The organism is Photobacterium sp. (genome assembly GCF_033720175.1).
GTDB lineage: Bacteria > Pseudomonadota > Gammaproteobacteria > Enterobacterales > Vibrionaceae > Photobacterium.
Window position 1 is genome coordinate 194,348 of the sequence record NZ_JAWWDA010000002.1, and the last position, 24,175, is coordinate 218,522.

At 47.1% G+C, this 24,175-nt stretch carries 18 protein-coding genes and 1 tRNA gene; 10 read left to right on the forward strand and 9 right to left on the reverse strand.

The window, feature by feature from the left end; genetic code table 11:
• Positions 1-160: 160 nt before the first annotated feature.
• From R3289_RS03515 to R3289_RS03530, 4 genes are all read right to left on the reverse strand, one after another.
• Entirely contained in the window at positions 161-928 is a 768-nt protein-coding gene (locus R3289_RS03515) for an amino acid ABC transporter ATP-binding protein (RefSeq protein WP_318924109.1), read from the reverse strand.
• Positions 929-945: 17 nt separating this feature from the next.
• Complete coding sequence (locus R3289_RS03520) at positions 946-2,040, reverse strand: amino acid ABC transporter permease (RefSeq protein ID WP_318924110.1); 1,095 nt, start codon at positions 2,038-2,040, stop codon at positions 946-948.
• Positions 2,041-2,046: 6 nt separating this feature from the next.
• Complete coding sequence (locus R3289_RS03525; protein ID WP_318924111.1) at positions 2,047-3,348, reverse strand: amino acid ABC transporter permease; 1,302 nt, start codon at positions 3,346-3,348, stop codon at positions 2,047-2,049.
• A gap of 109 nt (positions 3,349-3,457) precedes the next feature.
• Positions 3,458-4,507 carry an amino acid ABC transporter substrate-binding protein gene (locus R3289_RS03530; RefSeq protein ID WP_318924112.1) on the reverse strand — a complete coding sequence of 350 codons (1,050 nt, stop codon included), beginning with the start codon at positions 4,505-4,507 and terminating at the stop codon, positions 3,458-3,460.
• Between the two features lie 541 nt (positions 4,508-5,048).
• Here R3289_RS03530 and R3289_RS03535 point away from each other — a divergent pair.
• Positions 5,049-5,351: an isoamylase early set domain-containing protein gene (locus tag R3289_RS03535; RefSeq protein WP_318924113.1), complete on the forward strand. Its 303-nt coding sequence runs from the start codon at positions 5,049-5,051 to the stop codon at positions 5,349-5,351.
• A 180-nt stretch (positions 5,352-5,531) separates the two neighbouring features.
• On the opposite strand, the gene citX is transcribed toward R3289_RS03535, so the two are convergent.
• The gene (citX, locus tag R3289_RS03540) at positions 5,532-6,068 is read right to left on the reverse strand and encodes a citrate lyase holo-[acyl-carrier protein] synthase (protein WP_318924114.1); all 537 of its coding nucleotides are present in this window, start codon (positions 6,066-6,068) and stop codon (positions 5,532-5,534) included.
• 36 nt (positions 6,069-6,104) lie between these two features.
• On the reverse strand, positions 6,105-7,184 hold the full coding sequence (alr, locus tag R3289_RS03545; protein ID WP_318924115.1) for an alanine racemase: 1,080 nt from the start codon (positions 7,182-7,184) through the stop codon (positions 6,105-6,107).
• A gap of 869 nt (positions 7,185-8,053) precedes the next feature.
• Here alr and dgcN point away from each other — a divergent pair.
• The 8 genes from dgcN to amyS all read left to right on the forward strand — a co-directional run bounded on the left by dgcN (position 8,054) and on the right by amyS (position 16,916).
• Positions 8,054-9,064, forward strand: coding sequence for an N-acetyltransferase DgcN (gene dgcN / locus R3289_RS03550; RefSeq protein WP_318924116.1), 1,011 nt, complete (start codon positions 8,054-8,056; stop codon positions 9,062-9,064).
• A gap of 1 nt (position 9,065) precedes the next feature.
• Positions 9,066-10,040, forward strand: coding sequence for an N-acetyl-D-Glu racemase DgcA (dgcA, locus tag R3289_RS03555; protein ID WP_318924117.1), 975 nt, complete (start codon positions 9,066-9,068; stop codon positions 10,038-10,040).
• A 56-nt stretch (positions 10,041-10,096) separates the two neighbouring features.
• Positions 10,097-10,954 carry a D-amino-acid transaminase gene (locus tag R3289_RS03560; RefSeq protein WP_318924118.1) on the forward strand — a complete coding sequence of 286 codons (858 nt, stop codon included), beginning with the start codon at positions 10,097-10,099 and terminating at the stop codon, positions 10,952-10,954.
• 89 nt (positions 10,955-11,043) lie between these two features.
• Positions 11,044-12,156, forward strand: coding sequence for an alanine dehydrogenase (ald, locus tag R3289_RS03565; protein ID WP_318924119.1), 1,113 nt, complete (start codon positions 11,044-11,046; stop codon positions 12,154-12,156).
• 576 nt (positions 12,157-12,732) lie between these two features.
• A tRNA-Ser gene (locus R3289_RS03570) sits at positions 12,733-12,823 on the forward strand.
• A 542-nt stretch (positions 12,824-13,365) separates the two neighbouring features.
• Entirely contained in the window at positions 13,366-14,310 is a 945-nt protein-coding gene (locus R3289_RS03575) for a lipase family alpha/beta hydrolase (RefSeq protein ID WP_413466664.1), read from the forward strand.
• A 3-nt stretch (positions 14,311-14,313) separates the two neighbouring features.
• Complete coding sequence (locus R3289_RS03580) at positions 14,314-15,186, forward strand: lipase secretion chaperone (protein ID WP_318924120.1); 873 nt, start codon at positions 14,314-14,316, stop codon at positions 15,184-15,186.
• A 206-nt stretch (positions 15,187-15,392) separates the two neighbouring features.
• Entirely contained in the window at positions 15,393-16,916 is a 1,524-nt protein-coding gene (amyS, locus tag R3289_RS03585) for an alpha-amylase (RefSeq protein ID WP_318924121.1), read from the forward strand.
• Between the two features lie 249 nt (positions 16,917-17,165).
• Here amyS and R3289_RS03590 read toward each other — a convergent pair whose 3' ends face one another.
• The 3 genes from R3289_RS03590 to dsrO are packed head-to-tail and all read right to left on the reverse strand — an operon-like array spanning position 17,166 to position 22,143.
• Positions 17,166-20,258 carry a tetrathionate reductase subunit A gene (locus tag R3289_RS03590; RefSeq protein WP_318924122.1) on the reverse strand — a complete coding sequence of 1,031 codons (3,093 nt, stop codon included), beginning with the start codon at positions 20,256-20,258 and terminating at the stop codon, positions 17,166-17,168.
• Between the two features lie 17 nt (positions 20,259-20,275).
• Positions 20,276-21,379 (reverse strand): NrfD/PsrC family molybdoenzyme membrane anchor subunit, encoded by a 1,104-nt coding sequence (gene nrfD / locus R3289_RS03595; RefSeq protein WP_318924123.1) that lies wholly within the window; start codon positions 21,377-21,379, stop codon positions 20,276-20,278.
• Positions 21,376-22,143, reverse strand: coding sequence for a sulfate reduction electron transfer complex DsrMKJOP subunit DsrO (gene dsrO / locus R3289_RS03600; protein WP_318924124.1), 768 nt, complete (start codon positions 22,141-22,143; stop codon positions 21,376-21,378). The genes nrfD and dsrO overlap by 4 nt, the downstream gene beginning before the upstream one ends.
• A gap of 174 nt (positions 22,144-22,317) precedes the next feature.
• On the opposite strand from dsrO, the gene R3289_RS03605 reads away from it, so the two are divergent.
• Positions 22,318-24,159, forward strand: a complete 1,842-nt coding sequence (locus tag R3289_RS03605; RefSeq protein ID WP_318924125.1) for a sensor histidine kinase — start codon at positions 22,318-22,320, stop codon at positions 24,157-24,159.
• Positions 24,160-24,175: the final 16 nt, after the last annotated feature.

Here is a 24,175-nt window from a genome sequence, read left to right on the forward strand (position 1 = left end):
GTCGATACCCGTTAGGCATTCTTTATGGACGTAAATCAGGGGGTAATATTTGTATCGGCGATAATAGTTGTTTGTATATAGCTCTGCAGGTTGCTGCTGATGTGAAAAATAAAAAAGGCGCCTGGAAGGGCGCCAAAAGGAAGTTGCGTGCAAGAACAACTTAATGAATGATCTGCTGTAAAAAGTTCTGGGTGCGATCAAATTGGGGGTGACTAAAAAATTCTTCCGGTGTGTTTTGCTCGATAATCTCGCCGGCATCCATGAAGATGACCCGATCGGCGACTTCGCGGGCAAACCCCATTTCATGGGTGACACATAACATGGTCATGCCGTCTGATGCCAGTTCACCCATAACATCCAATACTTCGCGGACCATTTCCGGGTCGAGGGCTGACGTTGGTTCATCAAACAACATGACCTGGGGCTGCATGCACAACGAACGCGCAATGGCGACACGCTGCTGCTGGCCGCCAGAGAGTTGGCCGGGATATTTGTGCGCCTGTTCGGCGATACGCACCCGTGTCAGGTATTCCATGGCGAGTTCTTCCGCTTCTTTTTGCGCCATCTTTTTCACCCAAATTGGCGCGAGGGTGCAGTTCTCTAATACCGTCAGGTGAGGAAAGAGGTTAAAATGCTGAAAGCACATCCCCACCTCACGGCGTACCAGTTCGATATTTTTCAGATCATCCGTCAGTTCCGTTCCTGCCACTTTGATCTGGCCGAGCTGATGTTCTTCAAGGTGATTGATACAACGTATCATGGTTGATTTTCCCGAACCAGATGGTCCGCAGATCACAATTTTTTCCCCTTTCTTAACATCCAGATTAATGTCTTTTAAGACATGAAAGTCACCGTACCATTTATTGACCTTCTGCAGGCGGATCACTGAATCCGGCGCGACACTCTGATAAACACTCTTCTTTAACATGTTAACTTCCTTGTAAATTATCGATGGCCGGTGTGGAGTTTATTTTCCAGATGGAGGCTGTATCGAGACATCCCAAAACACATTACCCAAAAGACCAATGCAGCAAACAGGTAACTCTCTGTCGAAAACCCAAGCCATGCCGGATCGCTGTTTGCCGACTGGGCAATACCCAAGACATCGAACATACCGATGATCAGTACCAGGCTGGTGTCTTTCAGCAAGGCGATGAAAGTATTCACAATCGATGGAATACTGATTTTCAATGCCTGTGGCAAGATCACCAACCGCGTTTTTTTCCAGTAGCTCAGGCCCAATGCCTCTGCTGCTTCATACTGGCCTTTAGGGACAGATTGCAGACCGCCACGGATCGCTTCTGCCATGTAAGCGGAGTTAAACAGCACCACGCCGATCAGGGCCCGTAGTAATTTATCGATCTCGGTACCGCCAGAGAGAAACAGTGGTAACATTACTGATGCCATGAACAGTACCGTGATCAATGGGATACCACGCCAGAACTCGATATAAATGGTGCTCATACTACGTAACACAGGCATCTCAGAGCGCCGGCCGAGTGCCAGAACGATCCCAAAAGGCAGTGAAGCCAGAATGCCGGTTAAGGCTATAATTAGGGTGACCAGCAAGCCGCCCCACATGTGGGTACTGACAACCGGTAAACCAAATACGCCACCATGCAGCAATAATGTTGAGATCACTGGAAACGGCAGCACGGTGAACCCCAGTGCCCACTTTTTGTGGGGGAGGCGTTCTACGAGTAGCCATGTCATGAGTCCGGCTAGCAGAGCAAAGAACAGTACCGGACGCCAGACCTCTGCCTCGGGGTAAAAGCCAAACATAAACTGTCCAAAACGCGCCTGAACAAATACCCAGCAGGCGCCTTCGCGGGAGCAGTCCTCACGGGTGACACCGACCCAGTCAGCATTGAGGACTGTCCATTGCAGAATGCGACTGGCTCCAATAATGATCATTCCGAGTAATGCGGCACTTACCACGGTATTCAACGCGCTGGAAAATAGATTCTTGCGCAGCCAGGCTGAGCTGCCTGTGATTTGCGACGGAGGTGCATCCGATGGTGCAAAATGAAATTTTCTCATAGCGGGTTACCTCTCCACCAACGCAATCTTGCGGTTATATATATTCATTAAGAGCGATGTCAGTAAACTGATCGTCAGGTACACCGCCATGGTCATGGCGATAATCTCGATGGCCTGTCCGGTTTGGTTTAACGTGGTCCCGGCAAATACCGACACCAGATCGGGGTAGCCAATGGCCATCGCCAGTGAAGAATTCTTCACGAGGTTGAGGTATTGGCTGGTTAACGGAGGAACAATTACCCGCATTGCCTGAGGAATGACGATCAGACGCAAGGTATGGCTTGTTTTCAGCCCCAAAGACCCGGCAGCCTCTGTTTGTCCGTGATTGACCGAACGAATACCGGACCGAACAATTTCAGCGATAAACGAGGCGGTATAGATACACAGTGCAATTAACAGGGCAAACAATTCTGGCATTACGCCAATACCGCCACGAAAGTTGAACCCTTTGAGTTCTGGAAACTCCAGGCTGATGGGGTGCCCTGCCAGCAGGTATGTGATGCTTGGTATCGCTACCAGCACACCCAGAGAATAACGCCAGGTATGGATCTGGACGCCGCTTTGTTGCTGCTTACGACGAGCCCAAAGCTGAATTGCCACAACAATGCTTAGACTCATGACCAGTGCGGCAATGACCACTTGATAGCCGGTCTCAAACACAGGGGCGGGCAGAAATAACCCTCTGACATTGAGGAAAATCATATCACCGAGTGCCAGGCTCTGTCTTGGTGATGGAAGCGCCTGCAAGACAACGAAATACCAGAATAAAATTTGCAACAGCAGCGGGATATTACGAAATATCTCGATGTAGACGTTAGCCAGGCGGCTCAATAGCCAGTTCTTCGACAACCGGGCGATACCAACGGCAAAGCCAAGTATTGTGGCAAAAGTAATACCCAACACCGCAACCAGTACGGTATTTAACAGTCCCACCAAAAAGGTACGGCCGTAGGTATAGCTTTCGTTATATTCAATCAGTGACATTCCTATCCCAAAGCCGGCGGTTTGGTTCAGGAACTCAAAACCGGTAGCAATTCCCCTTTGCTCGAGATTATCCAACGCGTTATTAACAACCGTGTATAAAAACAGCCCGACACTCAGAATAAGTAAAGCCTGAAAGAATATTGATCGCACGCCGGGATGATATATTAGCGAGCGAAGGTTAAATGATGGTTTGCTATTTTCTGCGTGAATCCCGCACTCCTGTGTTTTATTTTTAACGGAGGCTTGATCGTTAATTTTTAATAATTCGTTTTGAGCTTTGTCTTTATTACTGACAGTATAAAATTCTGCTTCACTCAGTGTCATACAACTACCCTATTGATACTATGGGGTGCTAACCCATACCTTTCGGAAGCGGACTAACCAGCGGGTGAGGCCAAAGCCTCACCGCATACTTCATCTTAAATTTACGTGGCTAGCGGACCGGGGGAGCGTACATAATGCCGCCATCAACCCATAGCGCATTCAAGCCACGAGCAATTTTCAACGGTGAACCGGTGCCAACCGTACGTTCAAAACTTTCGCCGTAGTTACCCACTTGTTTAATGACTTGATAAGACCAATCATCGCTCAAGCCAAGACCCGTACCTTTAGGACCATCCAACCCAAGCAGGCGGCGGACATTGGGATCGTCTGATTTCATCATAGTTTCAATATTCTGCGTAGACACACCATATTCTTCCGCATTCACCATCAGGCTCAGTGTCCACTTCACGATGTTGAACCATTTGTCATCACCTTGTCGAACCACGGGACCCAGCGGCTCTTTTGAGATCACTTCAGGCAGAACAACTGCTGATGTCGGATCAGCGAGCTTTATACGCAGAGAGTAAAGCTGTGATTGGTCAGAAGTCAGTACGTCACAACGACCCGCTTCAAAGCCTTTAACGGTCTGATCTGACGTATCAAATACCACAGGCTTGAAGCTCATGGCGTTAGCCCGGAAGTAATCTGCCAGATTTAATTCGGTGGTCGTACCCGACTGAATACACACAGACGCGCCATCAAGTTCTTTGGCCGAGGTTACCCCCAGATCTTTATCAACCATGAAGCCCTGACCATCGTAGTAGTTCACGCCGACAAAGTTGATACCCAAGGCGCTGTCACGCTGCAGTGTCCAAGTGGTATTGCGTGACAGTACATCGATTTCACCGGACTGAAGAGCCGTAAAACGTTCTTTTGCCGTCAGTGGAATAAACTGTACCTTAGTAGCATCTTCCAACACGGCAGAAGCGACGGCTCGGCAAAATTCCACATCAATGCCTTCCCACTTACCTTTAGCATCGGTGCTAGAGAAGCCCGGTAAGCCGGTACTGACGCCACATTTTAAGATACCGGCTGATTGAATCTTGGCCAATGTTGCCGAATCACTTGGAGTACCAGCATATGCTGTAGAGACGACTCCAGCCATTAATAATGATGATGTAATCAAAGATGCAGAAAATAATTTTACTGTTTTTTTCATGGTGACATCCTGTCTTTTTTTGAACAAGGTAGTGTTTATGTTTAAGCGGTTTTTCATATATGAATTACGGGCTCCACTGATTTTATTGTTTGTGTTTTGTTATTCATAAATAGGTGGTTTTTGTTTCCTGTTTCCTGTTTCTTATTTTGCAATCGTTATGCCATGAAAATACCAGAATCATGAATAGTGCAGTGTTTAGAGTTTTATTCCGATAATGTCCGGGTGTTAGGAGTGATTAACTATAAAATTTAAATTTAATGAAATATAAGGAATGTCATTATTTTATTGAGGTTTGCCGCACGACCATAACAGTGCACACCTGCACCATTTTAGTTTCAATCGTAAATATCTGATGCACCAACCTATAGCAATGAAAGCTCAAAATAGTGAGTAATATTAAAAGAGGGTGAAATAGCGACACTTCTAACGTTAGGTTGAACTTAAAATGGGCGTTCATATATGTGACTTAAAGAACGGTTGATGTATTAATTTTACTTGGTTATTATTTTATGGTTTAAGAAAATTTAAGAAGGAATTTAAAGTGATCAAAAAACGATTTTTCAAAACTAAAGATGAAGTAGAAGTGACATTTGAATGGCCTAAGGGGGATATTAACAATATTGCTCTTGCTGCTGATTTTAATCAGTGGCAAGCAACACCGATGAAGCTAAATAAAAAAACAAAAACCTATAACGTTAAAGTTAGGCTGCCGAAAAATCAGAGCTATCAATTTCGTTATATTATAAATGAAAGCCTGTGGGAAAATGATCCAAAAGCCGATGGCTATATCAAAAATAACTACGGTGACGATAATAGTATCTTATCAACATCAGTAACGGTATAGAATGCCCCAAAGGGCCGCCAGAAGACAGCCTCTTGATCACAGCTTGTGAACAAGAGGTTTCATCAACCGCTGATCCCAGGATAGTTTGTAAATTGCCCTTCTTTCTGATCGCGTTGGCCATTTTCGCGATAGGGTCATCTTTCCTTTCCCGGAGATTCACAATAATACGAAGCTGTAAGCTTAAACACGCTCTACCATCGCTCTGATTTTTTTGAGGTGTTCATCGAGATCATGATGGTGAAAACGATCGAAAATCGTTTTTTCTTTACCGCAAATAAGGCATTTTCTTTTCGGCATCTGATAGCCGGAACGTGAAATGGTTTGCCCATCGGTATCTAAGACATCCAGGTTCATGAGCCGACCGAGCTGATGTCCATGCTCAATTTTTATCATTGCGGCTTTTAAAAGGGTGCCTGAAGGCGCATCTATAATAAAAATGGCTTCTGGGCCGGTCATTTTATGCAGTATTTGCCTTGTCGTGATTGACCAACCACGATCGGCGCAAGCGAGAGTAAGTGCTTCAATCCCTTGCTCGAATATCGTCTTTGACTGAGAAGTGTTTTTTGCTGGCCCCGGAATATTAATCGTGAATGTCACTAAGGGCTGTGAGTAACGTTTCAGCCAATCCTGTTGTCTCTGTATCCTGTCTTCTACATTGACAAGGTGCTCAAATAAACCAGTGGCAGGTGCTGTTTCTGCATCAGAAAATATAAGCATAATTTCCCCTTTTTCTTATATGAGTCATTGAATTGATTAGTATTGATAGTGTTTGAAAACCCTGCCTGTCAGTTTGATCACCAGCTCATAGGCAATGGTGCCAATATGCGTGGCGACTTTTTCAATGGGCAGCTCTGAGGTACCCCAGAAGATCACCGAATCGCCGGCTTTATCATCGGCATTCGGGCCAAGATCGACCGTAAGCATATCCATAGAAACTCGACCGACAATGGGCACGATACGGCCATTAACCCATACGGGGGTACCTTCGGGCGCTGACCCCGGGTAGCCATCACCATATCCCATGGCCACCACGCCAATTTTTGTATTACGTGGTGAAGTCCAGATTTCGCCATAGCCAACGGGTTCGCCGAGTTGATGAGAACGGACTGCGATCAGCCGGGATCGTAACGTCATCACTGGGCGCAAACCTTGCTTAGCACCAGATCCATTACGCTTTGGTGAGATACCGTATAACGCGATCCCTGAACGAACCTGATCGAAGTGGGAATTGGGCCAGAATAAAACCCCGGCAGAGTTGGCGAGGGTTTTCTCTCCGGGAAATGCCCGGGTCAACTTTTCAAAACGGTGTAGTTGATCAAGGGTGGTTGTTGAATCCGGCTCATCGGCGCAGCTGAAGTGGGTGATAAACCCCGGCTCACCGTCAAGATTATCGCAAGCCTGTAATCGCGCCACGTAGCCTGAAAGTTCATCGGGATGTACGCCAAGGCGGTGCATCCCGGTATCGACTTTTAACCAGGTTTTGATTGGTCTTGTTAGTTGCATTGACTCCAGCGCGGCGAGCTGCTCTGGGTGATGAACAACGGTTTGTAAATTTTGCTCGGCGGCAATGATTAAGTCCTCTGAGCAAAAGCAGCCTTCTAGCAACAAGATTGGTTGTTGGATCCCGTCAGCTCTGAGTGATAACGCTTCTTCTAGGCGAGAGACGGCAAACATGTCTGCTGCCGGTAAGGCTTTCGCAATCTGGCTGGCGCCATGGCCATAGCCATCCCCTTTGAGAACCGCGATCAGCTTACTGTTCGGGCAATACCTTTTTAGCCTCTGGTAGTTGTGGTGCAAGGCTTGCAGATTGATCACGGCTTCAGCAGTTACCATACTTACTCCCTGTTGTTGCTTATGTGGTTGCAAAATCACGATGAAGTACTTGTAGTAAAAGGCAATAAACAGGCCAAAACAAATAGAATCAAAAATAAAGTACGGGATATGGGGGAAATTGAAGAGGTGTTTCAATTGAATATGTTTGAATATTTTTGATATCAACCTCAGTTGGATCTTAAATAGTGATAAAAGTTGTTCTGCACGCCATAAGCCGCCAATAGTAGTGATTTGCTCGCGGCTGCACTGCCAGTGTAATACTGATTGTCGTCTGGGCTTGGTGACATTCTGGCCTCGGTATTATCAGGCAGTTCCTCTTTGCATAATGTTATATGGTGCACTATAAAAATACATTTGCATCAGTTTAGTGCATTAATTGAGTGAGAAGTGATAGTTAAAAGACCAGGTGTATTTCAATAAAGCCAGATAATTAACTTAATTTATGCTGTCGAGAGAGAATTATTGAAGGGTACATTAAATCCGAACAATAACGGCAATGATGGCGTTTCTGCCTTCAAATTTATATCCGTCATCCAAAAAATATCAAGCTAAGAAATCGATTTTTCCAGTATGAAAATTCACAATAATCATATTAGATACATATTCTAACTATTGTCGCTCATAAAGAATAAAGCTCTTTATAGTGTGGTGTTATATAGAAGAGTAAAGCTCAGTATGACCACCTGAAAATTTTCAGCCATTCTGATTAGGTCATGGTGTGATTAGGACGGTTTTTGGAAATAAATATTGCCCCATGGACAAAAGTGTCACGGTTCTTGCTGGTAAGTGTTTGAGGGAATAACCGGTTTCTATTGTTCGAATTGAAACGATGGAGACAAACATTTAGTTATGTTTCAGGAGAGATATACATGGAACTTAAAAAGCCTTACTTGCTATTTCTTGGTGATGCCGCCGATCCTCTTGCCGCCAAAGTTGCTCAGGGGATCAAACAGTGGCACCCGGAACATTGTGTCGGTCAGTATCGCCTTTCTGGCTGTCAGGCAGACTGCGGGCTATCGGATATGGATATTACTGAGGCAAGCGATGCTGGTGCGAAAACCTTAGTGGTTGGAGTGGCTAACCGCGGAGGCATCATTTCTGAACAGTGGCTGGGTGTTTTGCTTGAAGCGCTTGACGCGGGGATGGATCTGGCTGCAGGCCTGCACAATCGCCTGAATGATATTCCCGAGCTGGTTGACTGCGCTAGCCGTGCTGGCCGTCAGCTGTTCGATGTTCGTTATCCGAGCCAAAGTTTTCCGGTGGCCAATGGCCGTAAGCGTACGGGCAAGCGTCTGCTGACAGTGGGTACTGATTGCTCCTGCGGTAAGATGTACACCTCGCTGGCAATTGAAAGAGAGATGCGCCGGTGCGGCATGAATGTCGATTTTCGCGCTACCGGTCAGACAGGGCTCTTGATCAACGGGGGCGGTGTCAGTGTCGACTGTGTGGTGTCGGATTTTATTGCTGGGGCGGTCGAAGTTATCACTCCGGATAATGTTGCGGATCATTGGGATATCATTGAAGGTCAGGGTTCTCTGTTCCACCCGTCATTTGCTGGCGTGACGACAGGGTTGATCCACGGTGCTCAACCCGATGCGCTGGTACTGTGCCATGAACCCACCCGAACCCACATGCGGGGTTTACCCGACTATGCCCTGCCTGAACTAAAAGCTTGTATGCAAGCCAATTTGGCAACCGCGAGGCTGACCAACCCTGATGTACGTTTTGTTGGGGTTTCGGTCAATACTTCCCAGCTTGAAGCCGCTGAAGCAAATTACATTATGGATAAAATCGAAACCGAATTAGGGCTTCCTGTCGTAGACCCATTTCGCCAAGGGGTTGATCGCATCATCGATCAACTCAGCGAAGGGAGAAAATGAAATGAAAATCCGACGCTATACCCAAAGCTGGCCGATCCGAGGCAGCTTTACAATCGCCAGGGGAAGCAGAACCCAAGTTGACGTGGTTATCGTCGAGCTGGAAGGGCAGGGCATAACCGGTCGAGGTGAATGTGTACCCTATAGTCGTTATGGTGAATCGGTGGCCACGGTATTGGCCCAGCTGGAACAGGTGATCCCTCAGCTTGAAGCTGGGCTTGATCGGATTGACCTGCAGGAGCTGCTTCCAGCAGGTGCAGCGCGCAATGCGCTGGATTGTGCTTTCTGGGATTGGGAATGTAAAGCTGCCGGTATGTCAATTTGGCAACGTCTGGGGTTGAGTCCGGAGCCTTTGGTTAGTGCTTACACACTTTCTTTGGACACCCCAGCCAAGATGGAACTTGTTGCACGGGAGCATGCAGCTCGCCCCTTGCTGAAACTGAAGCTTGGCGGTGCTGGCGATCTGGATCGGGTGGCTGCGGTGCGTCGAGGTGCACCCAAGGCAAAAATTATTCTCGACGCCAATGAGAGCTGGACTCCGGCACTTTATCAAGCGTTGGTTCCAGAACTGGTTAAGCTGGGTGTCACGATGATCGAGCAACCTTTACCGGCCGCAGAAGACGCCATACTGGCTGAGTTGCCGCATCCAATTCCCCTATGCGCCGATGAATCTTGCCATGATCGGCAGAGCCTTCCGGCGTTGATTGGCCGTTATGAAATGATCAATATCAAAACCGATAAAACCGGCGGTCTGACTGAAGCTCTGGCACTTAAACACGAAGCCGAACAAGCGGGTTTTGAAATCATGGTGGGCTGTATGCTTGCCACTTCTCTGGCCATGGCTCCGGCTTTTGTGGTGGCTCAAGGGGGGCAAATAGTCGATTTGGATGGGCCGTTGCTGCTTGATATTGACAGGGAAAACGGATTTGAATTCACTCAGCAAAAAATGCAGGTATTTCAATCTGGCTTATGGGGTTAAAGTTTCGTTAAATGGACAAAATTGTACTAGAAAAATAGAATAAGAGGGAACAAATTATGGAACGCATTGTTTATTTGAATGGTAAATATGTCAGCGAAGCGGATGCGAAGATCTCTATCTTTGACCGGGGCTTTTTGTTTGCTGACGCGGTATATGAAGTCACTGCTGTGCTGGATGGAAAATTAGTGGATAACGCCGGCCATCTGGCGCGCCTGAAGCGCTCCTGTGACGAGGTGGATTTAGAGCTGCCGGTGACGGCTGAAAAGTTGACGTCTATCCAAAAAGAGCTGGTCAGATTAAATAATCTTGAAGAGGGGGGAATTTACCTTCAGCTTAGCCGTGGTAATGCCGGTGACCGTGATTTTGCCTATCCCGCAGAGACTAAGCCAACTTTAGTTTTATTTACTCAGGCTCGCTCTTTGCTGGAAAGCCCGAAAGCGGAAAAAGGCATTAAAGTTATTTCATTGCCCGATATCCGCTGGAAACGGCGAGATATTAAAACCGTGGGTCTGCTCGCACCCTGTATGGCGAAACAGGCCGCGTTATCGGCTGGTGCTGACGATGCGTGGCTGGTGGAAGATGGCTATGTCACCGAGGGCAGCGCTAACAATGCCTATATCGTTACCGCAGACGGCACGTTGGTGACTCACCACCTTAGTAACGATGTCCTTCATGGGATAACTAGAAAAAGCCTGCTGAAATTGGCAGAGGAGGCTGGTATTCAAATTGAAGAGCGCAGATTTACCATAGAGGAGGCCTGTGAGGCCAAAGAAGCATTCATCAGCTCTGCAACCACTTTTGTCTGGCCGGTTATCAGCATTGACGATTACCCAATTGGTGATGGTAAGCCAGGACCAGTAGCGAGCATGCTGCGCACGATTTATATTGATATCGCCCTATCCTCGGCAGATTAAGTTCTACCATTGGTTGCTTAGAATATCCGTCGCCTTCATGAATATTCGTTCTACACTCAAAAGATAATAAATTTTGAGGAGTCTTCGGCATGGATATTGGCGTTATCAAGGAGATAAAAAACAGAGAGAACCGTGTCGCCCTGACCCCGAACGGGGCAGAGGCACTGGTGGCAGCCGGGCATACCGTGAAAATCGAGACGGGGGCCGGTGATGGCTCTGGCTTTTCCAATGAAGCCTATCGAACGGCTGGGTGCCAGATCGTTACGGTTGATACTGCCTGGGATAGTGAGCTGGTACTAAAGATCAAGGAGCCGCTGATAAGTGAATATCCCTACCTTAAAAGTCAGATCCTCTTTACCTATTTTCACCTTGCCGGAGTAGATCGAGCTCTTACCGAGGCGTTGTTGAATGGCGGAACGACGGCTATCGCTTACGAAACTGTTGAGAATGACCGAGGAAAGCTTCCCTTGCTGGCACCAATGAGTGCTGTTGCCGGTAATATGGCAATCACGATAGGTAGCTACTATCTGGCTAAATTTGCTGGAGGCAAAGGGATGCAGCTTGGTAGTGTCATGGGCAAGCGTTACGGAAAGGTCGTTGTACTTGGCGATGGTGTTGTCGGTCGTCATGCCGCGAAAGTTGCCGCCGGAATGGGTACTAATGTGGTGATATTTACCCGGCACCCCGACCGCAGCTCTGAACTGAAGCAAGATATATCAGGAAACCTTCGCGTGGTTTTGTCGTCGCCAGAGGTGATTGCAAAAGAATTGTTGGACGCCGATCTATTGATAGGAGCCGTGTTGTGTCCGGGTAGCCGTGCGCAGCACGTGGTATCAGAATCCATGGTGGCCACCATGCAACCAGGTAGTGTGATTGTTGATGTCAGTATTGATCAGGGCGGATGCATTGAAACCTCCCGGCCAACGTCGCACTCTGCTCCGGTTTTTCAGGAGCAGGGGGTCACTCACTACTGTGTAACTAATATGCCGGGAGCCTACCCGAGAACCTCGACAATAGCATTGACCAGCGCCACTTTAGATTACGTATTGCGCCTGGCCTCGGGAGGAATATCTGAATTAAGAAAGGATAACGGCTTCGGTAAGGGGCTCAACACTTACCATGGTCACATCACGTGCCGGCCGGTAGCGGAGAGCCTTCAGATGTTATCAAGATTCAGAGCATTCTCGGAAATTACCGGTTAGGGATCTGTTCTGAGCGTATTCTCAATTAAGATTGCTTTTTAGATTTTGCATCTTTGAGGATTTCTCTGATACGTTTATTAGATACTCGTTTAGCCATAAATAAACTCCTTCTTAATAATTAAAATCGGATACGCTAATTTGGATCGGGCGGTAATAACTATAGTTAAAGCGTAATACCTCCGATCTGACGTCAGTATTAATCCCTAGATATAAATGGAATACTGTCGTTCTGGTTTCAATATACAGAACTAAGTGATAAAGAGTATTTATAATTGCTGATTTTTCGCAGATATCAACTGCTATGTTTTATATAAATCTCTGAGCATTTGTTCTGGCTCGGTTTTAATTTTTGAATTATACAGCGAGGATAAAATAAACTCTTATGATTATGACACTAATAGGGGTTTTATAATTTTTATACAAAATGTGATGTTAGCCGTAAACTGAGGGGAAGGTTGACAATCTTCTTCGGTAGGCATTACTTGTGACCACTTTGTTCGTTTATTGCCCGATCGTCACTTATGTGGAAATTAAAACTTTACACTATTTCGAGCTGTCTGTATTATTCGCCGCACTGGAGAGATGGCTGAGTGGTTGAAAGCACCGGTCTTGAAAACCGGCATACGTTTATAGCGTATCTAGGGTTCAAATCCCTATCTCTCCGCCACTTTATGATGAAAACGGGAACTGAGAAATCAGTTCCCGTTTTTGCGTTTGCGATAGTATAAATCATCGCCATATTACAGCCATTGAATTCAATTTTTTTTGCTAAGTTAATATAGTTGCGATCAACCGTTGCGAGTAGCAGTTGCTTCAGTGATTCCTCATCAGCCGTTTTGATATAGTTCTGTATATTCAACACGAACTGTTCTAGATGTTTCTTTCCAAATTTTCGATCTGAACCAGCAGAAGCGACACTCACTCTCTCGGCCAGTTTTAATACATCGGCTTTAAAATCAGCAGAATGGATAGTGCGTTTTTCCTTGTTTGTCATGATTCACCTCATTAAGGATGTTACTCACTTAATTCAGTGTCTGAAACTGCCGGGACAGATCATGAGTTCGAATTCACAAAACAGAGATTTATTTGCAACGGTAAGCTTACATTACTGGTTGCATATTAGTCTTTTTGAACGTTATCACAGATAGACAAATTGAAAAGGAATTAAGCTTGCTTTACCTCATCCGAGGACTGACAAGGAGAAGTTACGTGAAAAAATATCTGATTCTACTCATAACACTGGTTTTACTGCCTTTTACTGCCCTGGCATTTTCTAACTATGCACAAGCTGAGACTAAAGGGTACACCGAAACCCAATATCCTATCGTTTTAGTTCATGGCTTATTCGGCTTTGATACCCTTGCAGGTGTCGACTACTTTTACGGGATCCCATATGCGCTTAGTAAAAGCGGCGCTAAAGTCTATGTTGCTCAAGTTTCCGCAACAAACAGTACAGAACTGCGAGGAGAGCAGTTGCTGGAGCAAGTGGAAAATGTGCTTGCAGTAACCGGAGCTGAGAAAGTTAACCTTATCGGCCATAGTCATGGGGCTCCGACAGCCCGTTATGTAGCGTCGGTTTCACCGGAACTAGTCGCTTCTGTTACTAGTATTGGTGGGGTGAATAAAGGCTCGGCCGTTGCTGATATTGTACGCGGTGTTGTGCCAGAAGGCTCTGTCGTAGAAGGCTTATCCGAGAAACTTGCGGCTGGCCTAACCACACTCATCGGCTTGTTATCTGGCGGTTCAGATTTACCGCAAGATGGTTTAGCTTCTTTGGAGGCTCTGACTACTGAGGGCTCATTAGCGTTTAATGTTTTATACCCGGAAGGCGTACCTACCTCGGCATGCGGTGAAGGTGAATTCTTGGCTAGTAACGATGTCTATTATTATTCTTGGTCAGGAAGCTCAACTTATACCAATATGTTGGATCCTATTGATCCGGCGCTGGCGATTTTGGGATTGGCTTTTAGCGAGCCTACTGATGGCCTTGTCGGGCACTGTAGTTCACACCTTGGAAAAGTGATTCGTGATGATTACAAAATGAATCACCTTGATGAAATTAATGGCCTTCTTGGGATACATCATCTTTTTGAAACAGATCCGGTTACACTGTATCGCCAACATGCTAATCGACTTCAATTACAAGGACTGTAATTCATGAAAAAGACTACGTTAGCTATAGTGGGTGTAATAGGGCTGCTTGTTGGCGTAGTCTTGTTATCGGATTTAACCAACATAGATAAACCGGGAGTACAAGTACGTTCTCAAGGCGACACAACTGTTGATAACGAAAGCCCCAAGGATTTATTTGAGTACATGCTGTCAGGTCTCGGCGAGTCAGATCTGCCTGGTATTGAAGCAAATTTCAAAACATATTCAGAACTGAATAGAAATATAATGCTTGAACAAGGGATGGATGAAGCTTTATTTGAAAAGTACCTGGCTTACAAACAAGCCTTACTTGAGTTTGCGCCACAATACACCGATGTCGATTTAAACACTTTAAGCGACCTACATCAGTTATTGCTTGCACTTCAACAGCAAATTTTCACTTCGGATGAAATCAAAAGAATTTTTAGCGATGAGAATATGCTACGTGAGCTGGCAATAAAAAAATTAACAATAACTCAGCAGGCAGGAAGTCCCGAAAAAATATACGAACAGTGGCAAGCTGAACTTGATAACCTGTCTCCCAATATAAAAGAAGCATTTAGCAATGCGGCTCTATTAGGCAGCATACAGCAAACGACCACTTTGGAGAGTCGGGAACGTTTTTTAGTCAGGCAGGAGTTGGTAGGACAAGAAGCTGCTGCCCGGCTGGAAGCCTTAGATCAACAACGTGTAATTTTTAATATGAAGGTGAAGGATTACTTGGCTGAACGCCTGTCAATCATAGAAAACACTTCGTTAGACAATGAGATGAAAGTTAGCAGTATAAACGAGCTACGACGACAGTGGTTTGATGACAAACAGCAGAAAAGGGTGCAGGCCCTGGAGAAAATTAGCGATAGTAAAGTGGTCACTCGTTAGTGAGTTTACACTTGATCTGAAGACTTAAAACTAAAGTTAATTATAATTATTTAATGTCCCATCGGATTATTGGCATCAAGCCCAAAAATCTGATCTTAATGACTGCACGGAATGACAAGTCGATCAAATATTGACCACGCCTATATATGAAGAGCCACATCAATCCTTTATAAAGCGAGATAATAATTAAAACAAAGGAATGAAACATGTCGTGCTATAAAATTAAACGTGGTCTGACTTTATCTATTACCCTGCTGCTATCTTTCAGTGTCAATGCATCTGAAAACGGAACCATGATGCAATACTTCCACTGGTACAACAGTAATGATGGGACGTTATGGAGTGATGTCCAAAATCACGCACCAGATCTTGCACAAAACGGTATTACGGCACTTTGGCTGCCACCCGCCTATAAAGGTGCCGGCGGTAATTCCGATGTCGGTTATGGTGTGTACGATATGTATGATCTGGGTGAGTTTAATCAGAAAGATTCTGTGCGAACCAAATATGGTACAAAAGAGCAATACCTTACTGCTATTAGCGAAGCCCATAAAAACAATATTCAAATCTATGGTGATGTTGTATTCAACCATCGTGGAGGAGCGGACAATAAAGTATGGGTAGATACTAAGAAAGTTGACTGGGACGACAGAAACAAAGAAATCGGCGACAAATGGATTGAAGCCTGGGTTGATTTTACCTTCCCGGGAAGAAACGATAAATACTCCAGCTTTCACTGGACCTGGTATCACTTTGATGGCGTAGACTGGGATGATGCTGGCAAAGAAAAAGCAATATTTAAGTTTAAAGGCATCGGCAAAGGGTGGGACTGGGAAGTCAGTTCAGAAAAAGGCAATTATGATTACCTGATGTATGCCGATTTAGATATGGATCACCCTGAAGTTAAGCAAGAGCTAAAGGATTGGGGCGAATGGTATATCAATACAACGGGAGTTGATGGTTTCAGATTAGATGCAGTAAAACACATCAAGTATCAATACCTACAGGAATGGATCCAATATCTGCGAAACAAAACAGGTAAAGAATTGTTTACTGTGGGTGAATATTGGAATTATAACGTTAATAATCTGCATAATTTCATCACTAAAACACAAGGTACGATGTCGTTATTCGACGCGCCGTTGCACATGAACTTTTATCAGGCATCGAAATCCGGTGGTAACTACGATATGAGACAACTCATGGACGGCACCTTGATGAAAGATAACCCTGTTAAAGCTGTTACTATTGTCGAAAACCATGATACGCAACCGCTGCAGGCATTAGAATCTACCGTCGATTGGTGGTTCAAGCCGTTGGCCTACGCCTTCATTTTGTTGAGAGAAGAAGGCTACCCCAATGTCTTTTATGCCGATTACTATGGCGCACAGTACACGGACAAAGGGCATGACATCAATATGGTACCGGTGAAGCACCTGAAAGAGTTAATCACAGCACGAAAAAATTATGCCTACGGTAAACAAAACAACTATATGGACGATCCGAACATTATCGGCTGGACGCGTGAAGGCGATCTGGAACATCCACAGTCCATGGCTGTTATCATGACCGATGCGGCAGGTGGTGGTAAATGGATGTACGCAGGTAAAGCGAGCACCGAATTTAAAGATCATCTGTCTAACAGATCAGAAAGCGTATGGACGAACAGCGATGGCTGGGCATACTTCCCCGTTAATGGTGGGTCCGTTTCAGTTTGGGTAAGCAAATAACGCAACCATGTTGCTCATCCTCATCGGGGGATGGGCCTCGTCGGCAAAGGTATTAACTTTCGGCGGGATCACGATATCGGCGTCCGGGAAGTGGTCTTCAACCGTCTGAAACACTGCATTAGTATCAGTTTTTTATCCAGAAACAACACTGTGAACCGACACGATAAAAGATAGGCGCTCTTTTTCCATCGAATGATAGGAAAAGAGCGCCTTAGGCCGAGAGTTTTAGCTGAAGTGCCGAGCTATGACTTATGCTTTACGAATTTTGGCTGGCAGAGACTGACGTGCTGCGGCACCAACCACCCAATCGAGCATGACGCCTTTCCCTTCTCTGGTTGGATCGATCAGGCCAATATCGTTGATATTCACGCCGTCATAGCCGTTGGTTTTGGCAGGCTGTTGTTTGTCACCAATCCAATGTGCACGCTGACCGAGTTCGGTATGGCCAAAGCCGTGTTCGAAGCCCAAGGTTCCCGGTCGAATCCCAGTTAATACCATGGCCAACGCTTTGATGCTGGCATTAGGCGTTTCGATGATAAACGGGTCACCGGTTTTGATGCCGGCTTGCTCGGCATCGCTCGGGTGGATGTAAACCGGATTGACACCTTTGAGCGAGTTCAGTCGTGGCGACAGGTTAGACACGGCACTGTGAATGTTGGATTTAAAGTTGGTCAGGCTGAATGGCCAATCTGAGCTTGGGTACTGCGTTTCAAGTGGTGTACCGTCAGCGAGTTTTTGAGGATGCCACGTTGGGCAGCCAGTATAAAATTCGCCGGTCATAGTATTTCTTGCGCTGCCGACACGTTCATTCCAGATCGCGATTGGACGATTCCATTTGTATTTCATCTGGTCGCCTCTATACGTTTCGGTTGCATTTTCAAAGCGTCCGCCCCGGGCAAAAATAAATGCCACGCGCTTCATTTCATCCGCAGTCAGTGTTTTTTGCATGCTTGGCAGTAGACGCTCAAGGCCTGACCAGGCAATATCTTCTGCAGTTACTGGCGGAACGCCTCCTTTGACATACGCCAGGTTTGCTGCTGAGCGCAGGTAGAAGTCTTCCGCAGAATGAATACCGTGCCATTGGCCGTTACTCCCCTGAATAGCGTTGTCACCAAAACCGCCCAGCTGCATTTTTTTTGCTACATCAATCAGGAAGTTTTCGAGACAGATTCTGCGACCGTCAGCGGTTTTTTCTGTGCGGGGCTCAACAATTGGCCAGCGCGCAGTGATCGATTTCACTGGCACGCCATGCCAAGGTGTTGCCATGCCCCAACTTTCGTAAGTGACCGTGTCAGGTACGATGTAATCTGACAGGGCAGTGGTTTCGTTGATGAAGGCATCGACTGAGATCAACAATCCTAACTGCTTTGGGTCTTTCAGTTTGTCTTCTAGTAGTGTTTTCAGCCCCGGTACGCCATAGATCGGATTCGCCATGTGGTTGATCCATGCTTTGGCGCGATAAGGGTAGCCATCAACCGCGGCGGATAAGTGTTCGGTCAGAAGCGGAGCCGAAATGGGATACCAGGGAGCGCGAGTTGGGTATGGCGATTCTCCTGCTGCGACGCGGCGTTTGTATTCGCTGGTTTTGTGATATGGAAATTTACTGCGCGATAGGAAGATGCCTTTTGGTGCGGTTTTACCGGCAAATTTGGTGAAGTCGTAACGCGGGCCATTGGCTGAGGTTGGGTAGCCGCCGGCTTTTGCCATGGCCCCGCCCTTCATGTTGATGTTTCCGATCAGTGCATTGAGCATCAAAATGGTGAACGCATTGTAGAAGCCATTGGTGTGCATGTTGCCACCATGGGTATCGACGATAGCTCTCGTTCCATGACTGGTAAAACGTTTCGCCAGTTCGATGATTTGAGGGACTGGAATTTCACACTGTTTGCTGTAGAAATCTAGATCGTATTTGAATGCTTCTTCCTTCAAACGCTGCAGGGAAGATTTAACCCGAACAGAACCCGACGCTAGCGTTACGTCGCGATCGATAAACAGAGCCGCGGGATCTGTTTGGGTGTGTAAACCGAATTCGTCGCTTTGGGCATCGACGATGACATAGGGATCAGAGTCTGATAATGCTTTACCTTCAAATGACATGTCCAGATCCGATGCGCGCAGAAAGGTGCCGTTACGAGGGTGTTTTTCATCACTGATAACTAGGTGAGTTGCGTTACACCAATGCGCCGTGCCTGCACGTTGCATCGCATTGACGCCAGGTTGAGCGAGGAAGGTTTTGTTGTAGCGCTCGTGGTCGATGATCCACTGAATCATGCCCAGAACCAACGCTGAATCGGTGCCCGGCTTGATTGGCAGCCAATGGTTGGTGTCTCCGGCCGCCAAGCTTGAAGAGCCTGCCGGTAAAGTCGGCGTGATGATCGTATATTCAAGGTTGCCTTCAGTACGGGCTTTCGCGAGTTGGCGAGCCTGACGTTTGAACGGGTTGCCCGCCTGGGCTGGCGACATTCCAATAAAAATCACGTATTCCGCGTTGTCGAAGTCTGGCTTCAAGTGCGCGTACTTATCCAGATCGTTCATTAATGCGCCGCTGCCTGCGCGGAAAGCGTAGCCACAATAAGAGCCATGGTGACCAAAGTTGCGCGTACCATAGCTGTTGAAGGCAAAACGTTTAAAGATGTCATCACGCCCTTCGTTGCCCGCATTCGTCATCAATAATTGGTTGGCTTTCGGGCCATATTCGGGATTTTGCGGATCGACAGGGGTCTCAAGATCGCGAATATCTCGCAAGCCGTCGACATGACCCTCACCAAATAAGTCGCCACCTTCTACCACTTCTTCGATCAATTGCTCGTAACTGATCGGCTCCCATTTACCTTCGCCTCGTTGACCAACACGTTTAAGGGGCTGGGTGATGCGATATGGACTGTTGCGAACTTCCAACATGCCGTTGCCACGAGCACAGGCGGTTGAGCGTCCTTCTAAACCAGATTCGCCTGCCATGCTCAGATATGCCTCTTTCACTGGCGTTTCGAAAGGAATGTGCTGTTGATGGGATAGGGGGTGGTAAGGATTTCCCCCAATTCGCAAGATTTCATCGTTGCGATTATCGATGCGTACCCTTAGCCCACACAGCGTCCAGCAACCAAAACACATTGACGGTGCCACGCGTTGATTCGGGTTTGGGATTAAGTTGCCTTTGTCATTGACCTTGTATTCTGGCTCCAGTGAGTTGCCGTGGTGAATATCACGGGTTTTCTTACCTGCAGTGCCTTCAACCACTCCTTCTATCATGTGTTTTGTGGTAGTGGAATAGCCTGCAGCAAAGGCACCAAGTCCACCGATGGCAAGGCCAGATTTCAAAAACTGACGGCGTTTGTTCTCCATAATGAAATCCTTTTAAATCAGTGTTCGGTTAAGGGGGTATGTGACAATGGTTTTTGTACTGGCTGGATCAGTTCAGAGCTCAGTAGTGCAAGCGCGAGCCAGAGTCCCAGCATGCCAATAATGCCCAGTAATCCGTTGCTTCCGATCGGGAAATCGTACGGATAAGGGCCAACATCAAATTTGGCGATGGTTTGAACTTCCATCATGGTGATCCAGCGAACCAGCCAGGTGGTCGTCAATGCCCCAATAGACATGATGATCAGGCCCATGATGCGATAGTTGTCACGTAGCATGATGAACGAAAGCAGTACACTGCCCAGCAATGTTGCGGTCAGCAAAGCGATGTTGTTGACCCACAGAGTGTCTGAATATAGTGAAAATGCCGCATTGTTCGATGCCCAGATAGGGACGAGCAATAACGCCAATACCCCGCAGATCGCTGTACATTGCCTTAAGAGGCGGGTATCGCCCGTCGTTAGTGCTTTTTCTTCCTTATCGCTAGGAAACAGCATCCAGATCAGCAATGAGAAGCCAACCGCACCAATGAATGCGGTGACAAACCATATTATCGGTGACGCTGGCTGGTGCCACAGAGAGCGTGATTGAACAACAGCAATTTCAGCGCCCGTGTACAGAGCGATAGTTAGGCCTGATAAAACGGTAACCACGGCTGCTATTAGCATGGTTCTACGGCTCGTTTCCCACTGACCCAACGACAACTTGGAAATCAAAGGCAGGATTTTGCCGGAATGATTACTGAGGCTCATCAGATCCTTACGCAGGTACAGCCATGCTGTGACAACTGCCAGCCCGGAGAAAACGGGCAGAAATAGAGAACCAAGTGACATCCAGGACCAAGGCGTTATATGAGCGTAGAAGTGCCAGGCGCGTCCCGGCTGGTGCAGGTCGCCTGTTAACGCTAATGGGCCAACGATGGCACCAATGGCGAGGGTCAGCACCAGTGCTGCTCGAAGGCGATGACTGGTATGATTGTCAAACAGCAACGCAATCAGAAACAGCATTGCAGCAGCGTAAGCTGAGCCGATGTAAAAAAAGTATTGGACGGCCCACGGAAGCCAGGCAATCGCCTGAGGTTGAACTAATACTTCGGTAATGTTCATGCCTTTTCTCCTTGCGGATCGTAAATTGCGGGTTGACCTTCAATTCGTTGTGTAAAGCGTTCGTTCATGCCGATGTAGAAGACGTGTGGTTTTGTATCTTCATCCGGCTTGAGTACTTTGATGTCTTCCTGATGTTCGCTCATCAGACGACGGATCTCACTTGATGGATCGTTCAGATCACCAATCACGCGAGCACCGCCGACGCAGGTTTCCACGCAGGCAGGTAATAGCCCCTCTTCTAAGCGATGCGCGCAGAACGTGCATTTGTCTGCGGTCAACGTATTTTTATTGATGAAGCGGGCATCGTAAGGGCACGCTTGCACGCAGTAGGCACAAGCGACACAGCGGCTGTTGTCGACCATGACGATGCCGTCTTCACGTTGGAAGGTGGCTTGCACCGGACATACCGCAACACACGGCGGGTTATCACAGTGGTTGCACAAACGTGGCAGCATAAGCGATTTTACTTCTTGGGTGGCTTTTGAGCCGTCTTCAAGTGTGACTTCATATTGCTTTACTGTGGTACGGAATTGGCCGATAGGGGCTTGGTTTTCGATGCTGCACCCGACGGTACACGCTTGGCAGCCTACGCATTTACGTAGGTCGATAATCATGGCGTAACGCTTGCCAACCTGACCTTTGCGATCGGGTTCGTTGTTGTTTCTAATAACGACCCCGGCCGTTGCGGTACCAATACCGGCAATGGGTATCAGCGCCGCACCCGCGGTGACGACGCTGAGGAAACGACGTTTGGTGGAATCCATAACTCACCTGCTAAGATTGATTAGTGCTTGTTTTCATTGTCAGAAATGCAGCGCTAAGTCGATATAGTGGATTTCCACATACCCCGCTCAAACTTGATCTAAAACAACTGTGGGTCACCCCATCTTGCTGCTATTCTTGTGTCTGTTATTTTCGAGGGATAAAAACAATTCACGATGAAAAAAAAAGCCATATTCATTCAGCTATGGATTGTTTTCTTAGGGTTTTTACCCGTTATAGCTCACTCTGTTCCGGTTACCATTTCCCTTAATAAAAGACCGGCCACGAAAGAGCTGATCGATGTGGGTGTACTCGCCATTCGCGGTCATCTTTACGCCCAGCAACGTTGGCTGCCGACGATGGATTGGCTGAATCAGCAGATCCCTGAGGTTCAATTTGTGCTGCATCCTCTGGACCTCGATGGCATGGCGGAAGCGGTGAAAAATCAGAGTATGGATTTCATTGTGACCAACCCCGGTCAGGCGGTACGGTTAGGTCGTCAGTATGCGCTCTCGTGGATAGCAACACTTATCAGTCAATCGCCAAATAACTCCAATTACGGCATTGGCTCTGCTTTGGTCGTACGAGCGGATTCTCCTTATATGACTTTGGAAGAGGTCGCGAGTCTACCCATTGCTGCCGTCTCTGAAAACGCATTCGGTGGCTATTTGACGTTGAGGTATCAAGTGGTCGAACAGGGTTTAGACCCGAATGATTTCTTCTCAGATGTTCGATATTTGGGCTTTCCAATCGACGCTAATCTGTATCAACTACGTGATCACAATGTCGAAGCGGCGGTTGTTCCTGCTTGTCTTGTTGAACAAATGGAGAAAGAAGGACTGGTGGAAGCGGGGCAATTTCGAGTACTGAATACTCGCGCGCTGGCGAACACTTCCTGTTTGGTTTCGACACCCTTGTATCCAAATTGGTCGTTTGCCAAAACCGAGCGCGGTTCATCCCAATTGGCGAAAAAGATCAGTCGCGCTTTGTTGGCGATGCCAGAAGACAACCCTGCAGCCGTTTTGGCTAAAGCATCCGGCTGGACCTCACCGGTGAGCCTGCTTTCCATCGATAAACTTTATCAGGCATTGGATCTTCATCCTTTACAGCAACCCTGGTGGAAAGAAGCACTGCGCTGGCTACGCTTACATCAAGAATGGGCGTGGGCGCTGTTTTTGTTTGTCATTGTGCTGAACGTTTATCATTTTTGGTTGGAATATCGTTTTAGCAAAAGTAAACAGGCGCTGGCTCAGACCTTGCTGCGTCTCAAAGAGAAGAGTGAGATGTTAGAGCACTCGCAGCGCGTGGCGATCGTCGGTGAGCTGGGGAGCAGTCTGGCACACGAGATCAACCAGCCATTGGCGGCAATTCGTAATTACAGCGAGGGTGGGTTGTTGCGGCTTGCCAAAAAACGCCCTTATGAAGATATTGTGCCGGTGCTGGAGAAAATTCAGACACAGGTTGAACGAGCAGATTCGATTGTTTGTCGCTTGCGTAAGCTGATTAAAAAACGCAGTGTGGATATGGCTCCCTGCAATGTTGAGCATCTGATTTCAGACACTGTGGAATTGCTTAACTTTCGCCTGCAAAAGCAGAGCGTCAGCATTGTTTGTACCACAGAAGGTCGCGCGCGGATGATTGAAGCTGATGCGGTCGGGCTGCAACAAGTGTTGGTGAATGTCATTAATAACTCAATAGACGCTTGCGTGACGTACAGAGAGGCGCACCTTGGTCACATTGAGGCAAAAGTGGCGCTGCATACTGATTATCACCATGATCATGTGTCTATTCATGTGGTCGACAACGGCACTGGGTTAGAGCAAAACAATCCGACAGAAGCGTTTGTCAGCACTAAACCAGAAGGGTTGGGGCTGGGCTTAGCGATTTGCCGTGATGTGGTGGAGCTTCATGGCGGCGAGTTTATTATTCAATCGATTCTGCCACACGGCTGTGTCGTGGAAATTTCGATACCATATCAGATATTGCGCGATTCGAGCCAACAAGCAGGCCATGTTTAAACCTCAGGGAGAGGCG

Coding starts and splice junctions, on each gene's coding strand:
- R3289_RS03525 (WP_318924111.1), bottom strand. CDS start 3,348: ATGACACTGAGTGAAGCAGAATTTTATACTGTCAGTAATAAAGACAAA.
- citX (WP_318924114.1), bottom strand. CDS start 6,068: ATGCTTATATTTTCTGATGCAGAAACAGCACCTGCCACTGGTTTATTT.
- R3289_RS03560 (WP_318924118.1), top strand. CDS start 10,097: ATGGAACGCATTGTTTATTTGAATGGTAAATATGTCAGCGAAGCGGAT.
- nrfD (WP_318924123.1), bottom strand. CDS start 21,379: ATGAACATTACCGAAGTATTAGTTCAACCTCAGGCGATTGCCTGGCTT.
- R3289_RS03605 (WP_318924125.1), top strand. CDS start 22,318: ATGAAAAAAAAAGCCATATTCATTCAGCTATGGATTGTTTTCTTAGGG.
- amyS (WP_318924121.1), top strand. CDS start 15,393: ATGTCGTGCTATAAAATTAAACGTGGTCTGACTTTATCTATTACCCTG.
- dgcN (WP_318924116.1), top strand. CDS start 8,054: ATGGAACTTAAAAAGCCTTACTTGCTATTTCTTGGTGATGCCGCCGAT.
- R3289_RS03530 (WP_318924112.1), bottom strand. CDS start 4,507: ATGAAAAAAACAGTAAAATTATTTTCTGCATCTTTGATTACATCATCA.
- R3289_RS03520 (WP_318924110.1), bottom strand. CDS start 2,040: ATGAGAAAATTTCATTTTGCACCATCGGATGCACCTCCGTCGCAAATC.
- dgcA (WP_318924117.1), top strand. CDS start 9,066: ATGAAAATCCGACGCTATACCCAAAGCTGGCCGATCCGAGGCAGCTTT.
- R3289_RS03515 (WP_318924109.1), bottom strand. CDS start 928: ATGTTAAAGAAGAGTGTTTATCAGAGTGTCGCGCCGGATTCAGTGATC.
- R3289_RS03580 (WP_318924120.1), top strand. CDS start 14,314: ATGAAAAAGACTACGTTAGCTATAGTGGGTGTAATAGGGCTGCTTGTT.
- ald (WP_318924119.1), top strand. CDS start 11,044: ATGGATATTGGCGTTATCAAGGAGATAAAAAACAGAGAGAACCGTGTC.
- alr (WP_318924115.1), bottom strand. CDS start 7,184: ATGGTAACTGCTGAAGCCGTGATCAATCTGCAAGCCTTGCACCACAAC.
- R3289_RS03590 (WP_318924122.1), bottom strand. CDS start 20,258: ATGGAGAACAAACGCCGTCAGTTTTTGAAATCTGGCCTTGCCATCGGT.
- dsrO (WP_318924124.1), bottom strand. CDS start 22,143: ATGGATTCCACCAAACGTCGTTTCCTCAGCGTCGTCACCGCGGGTGCG.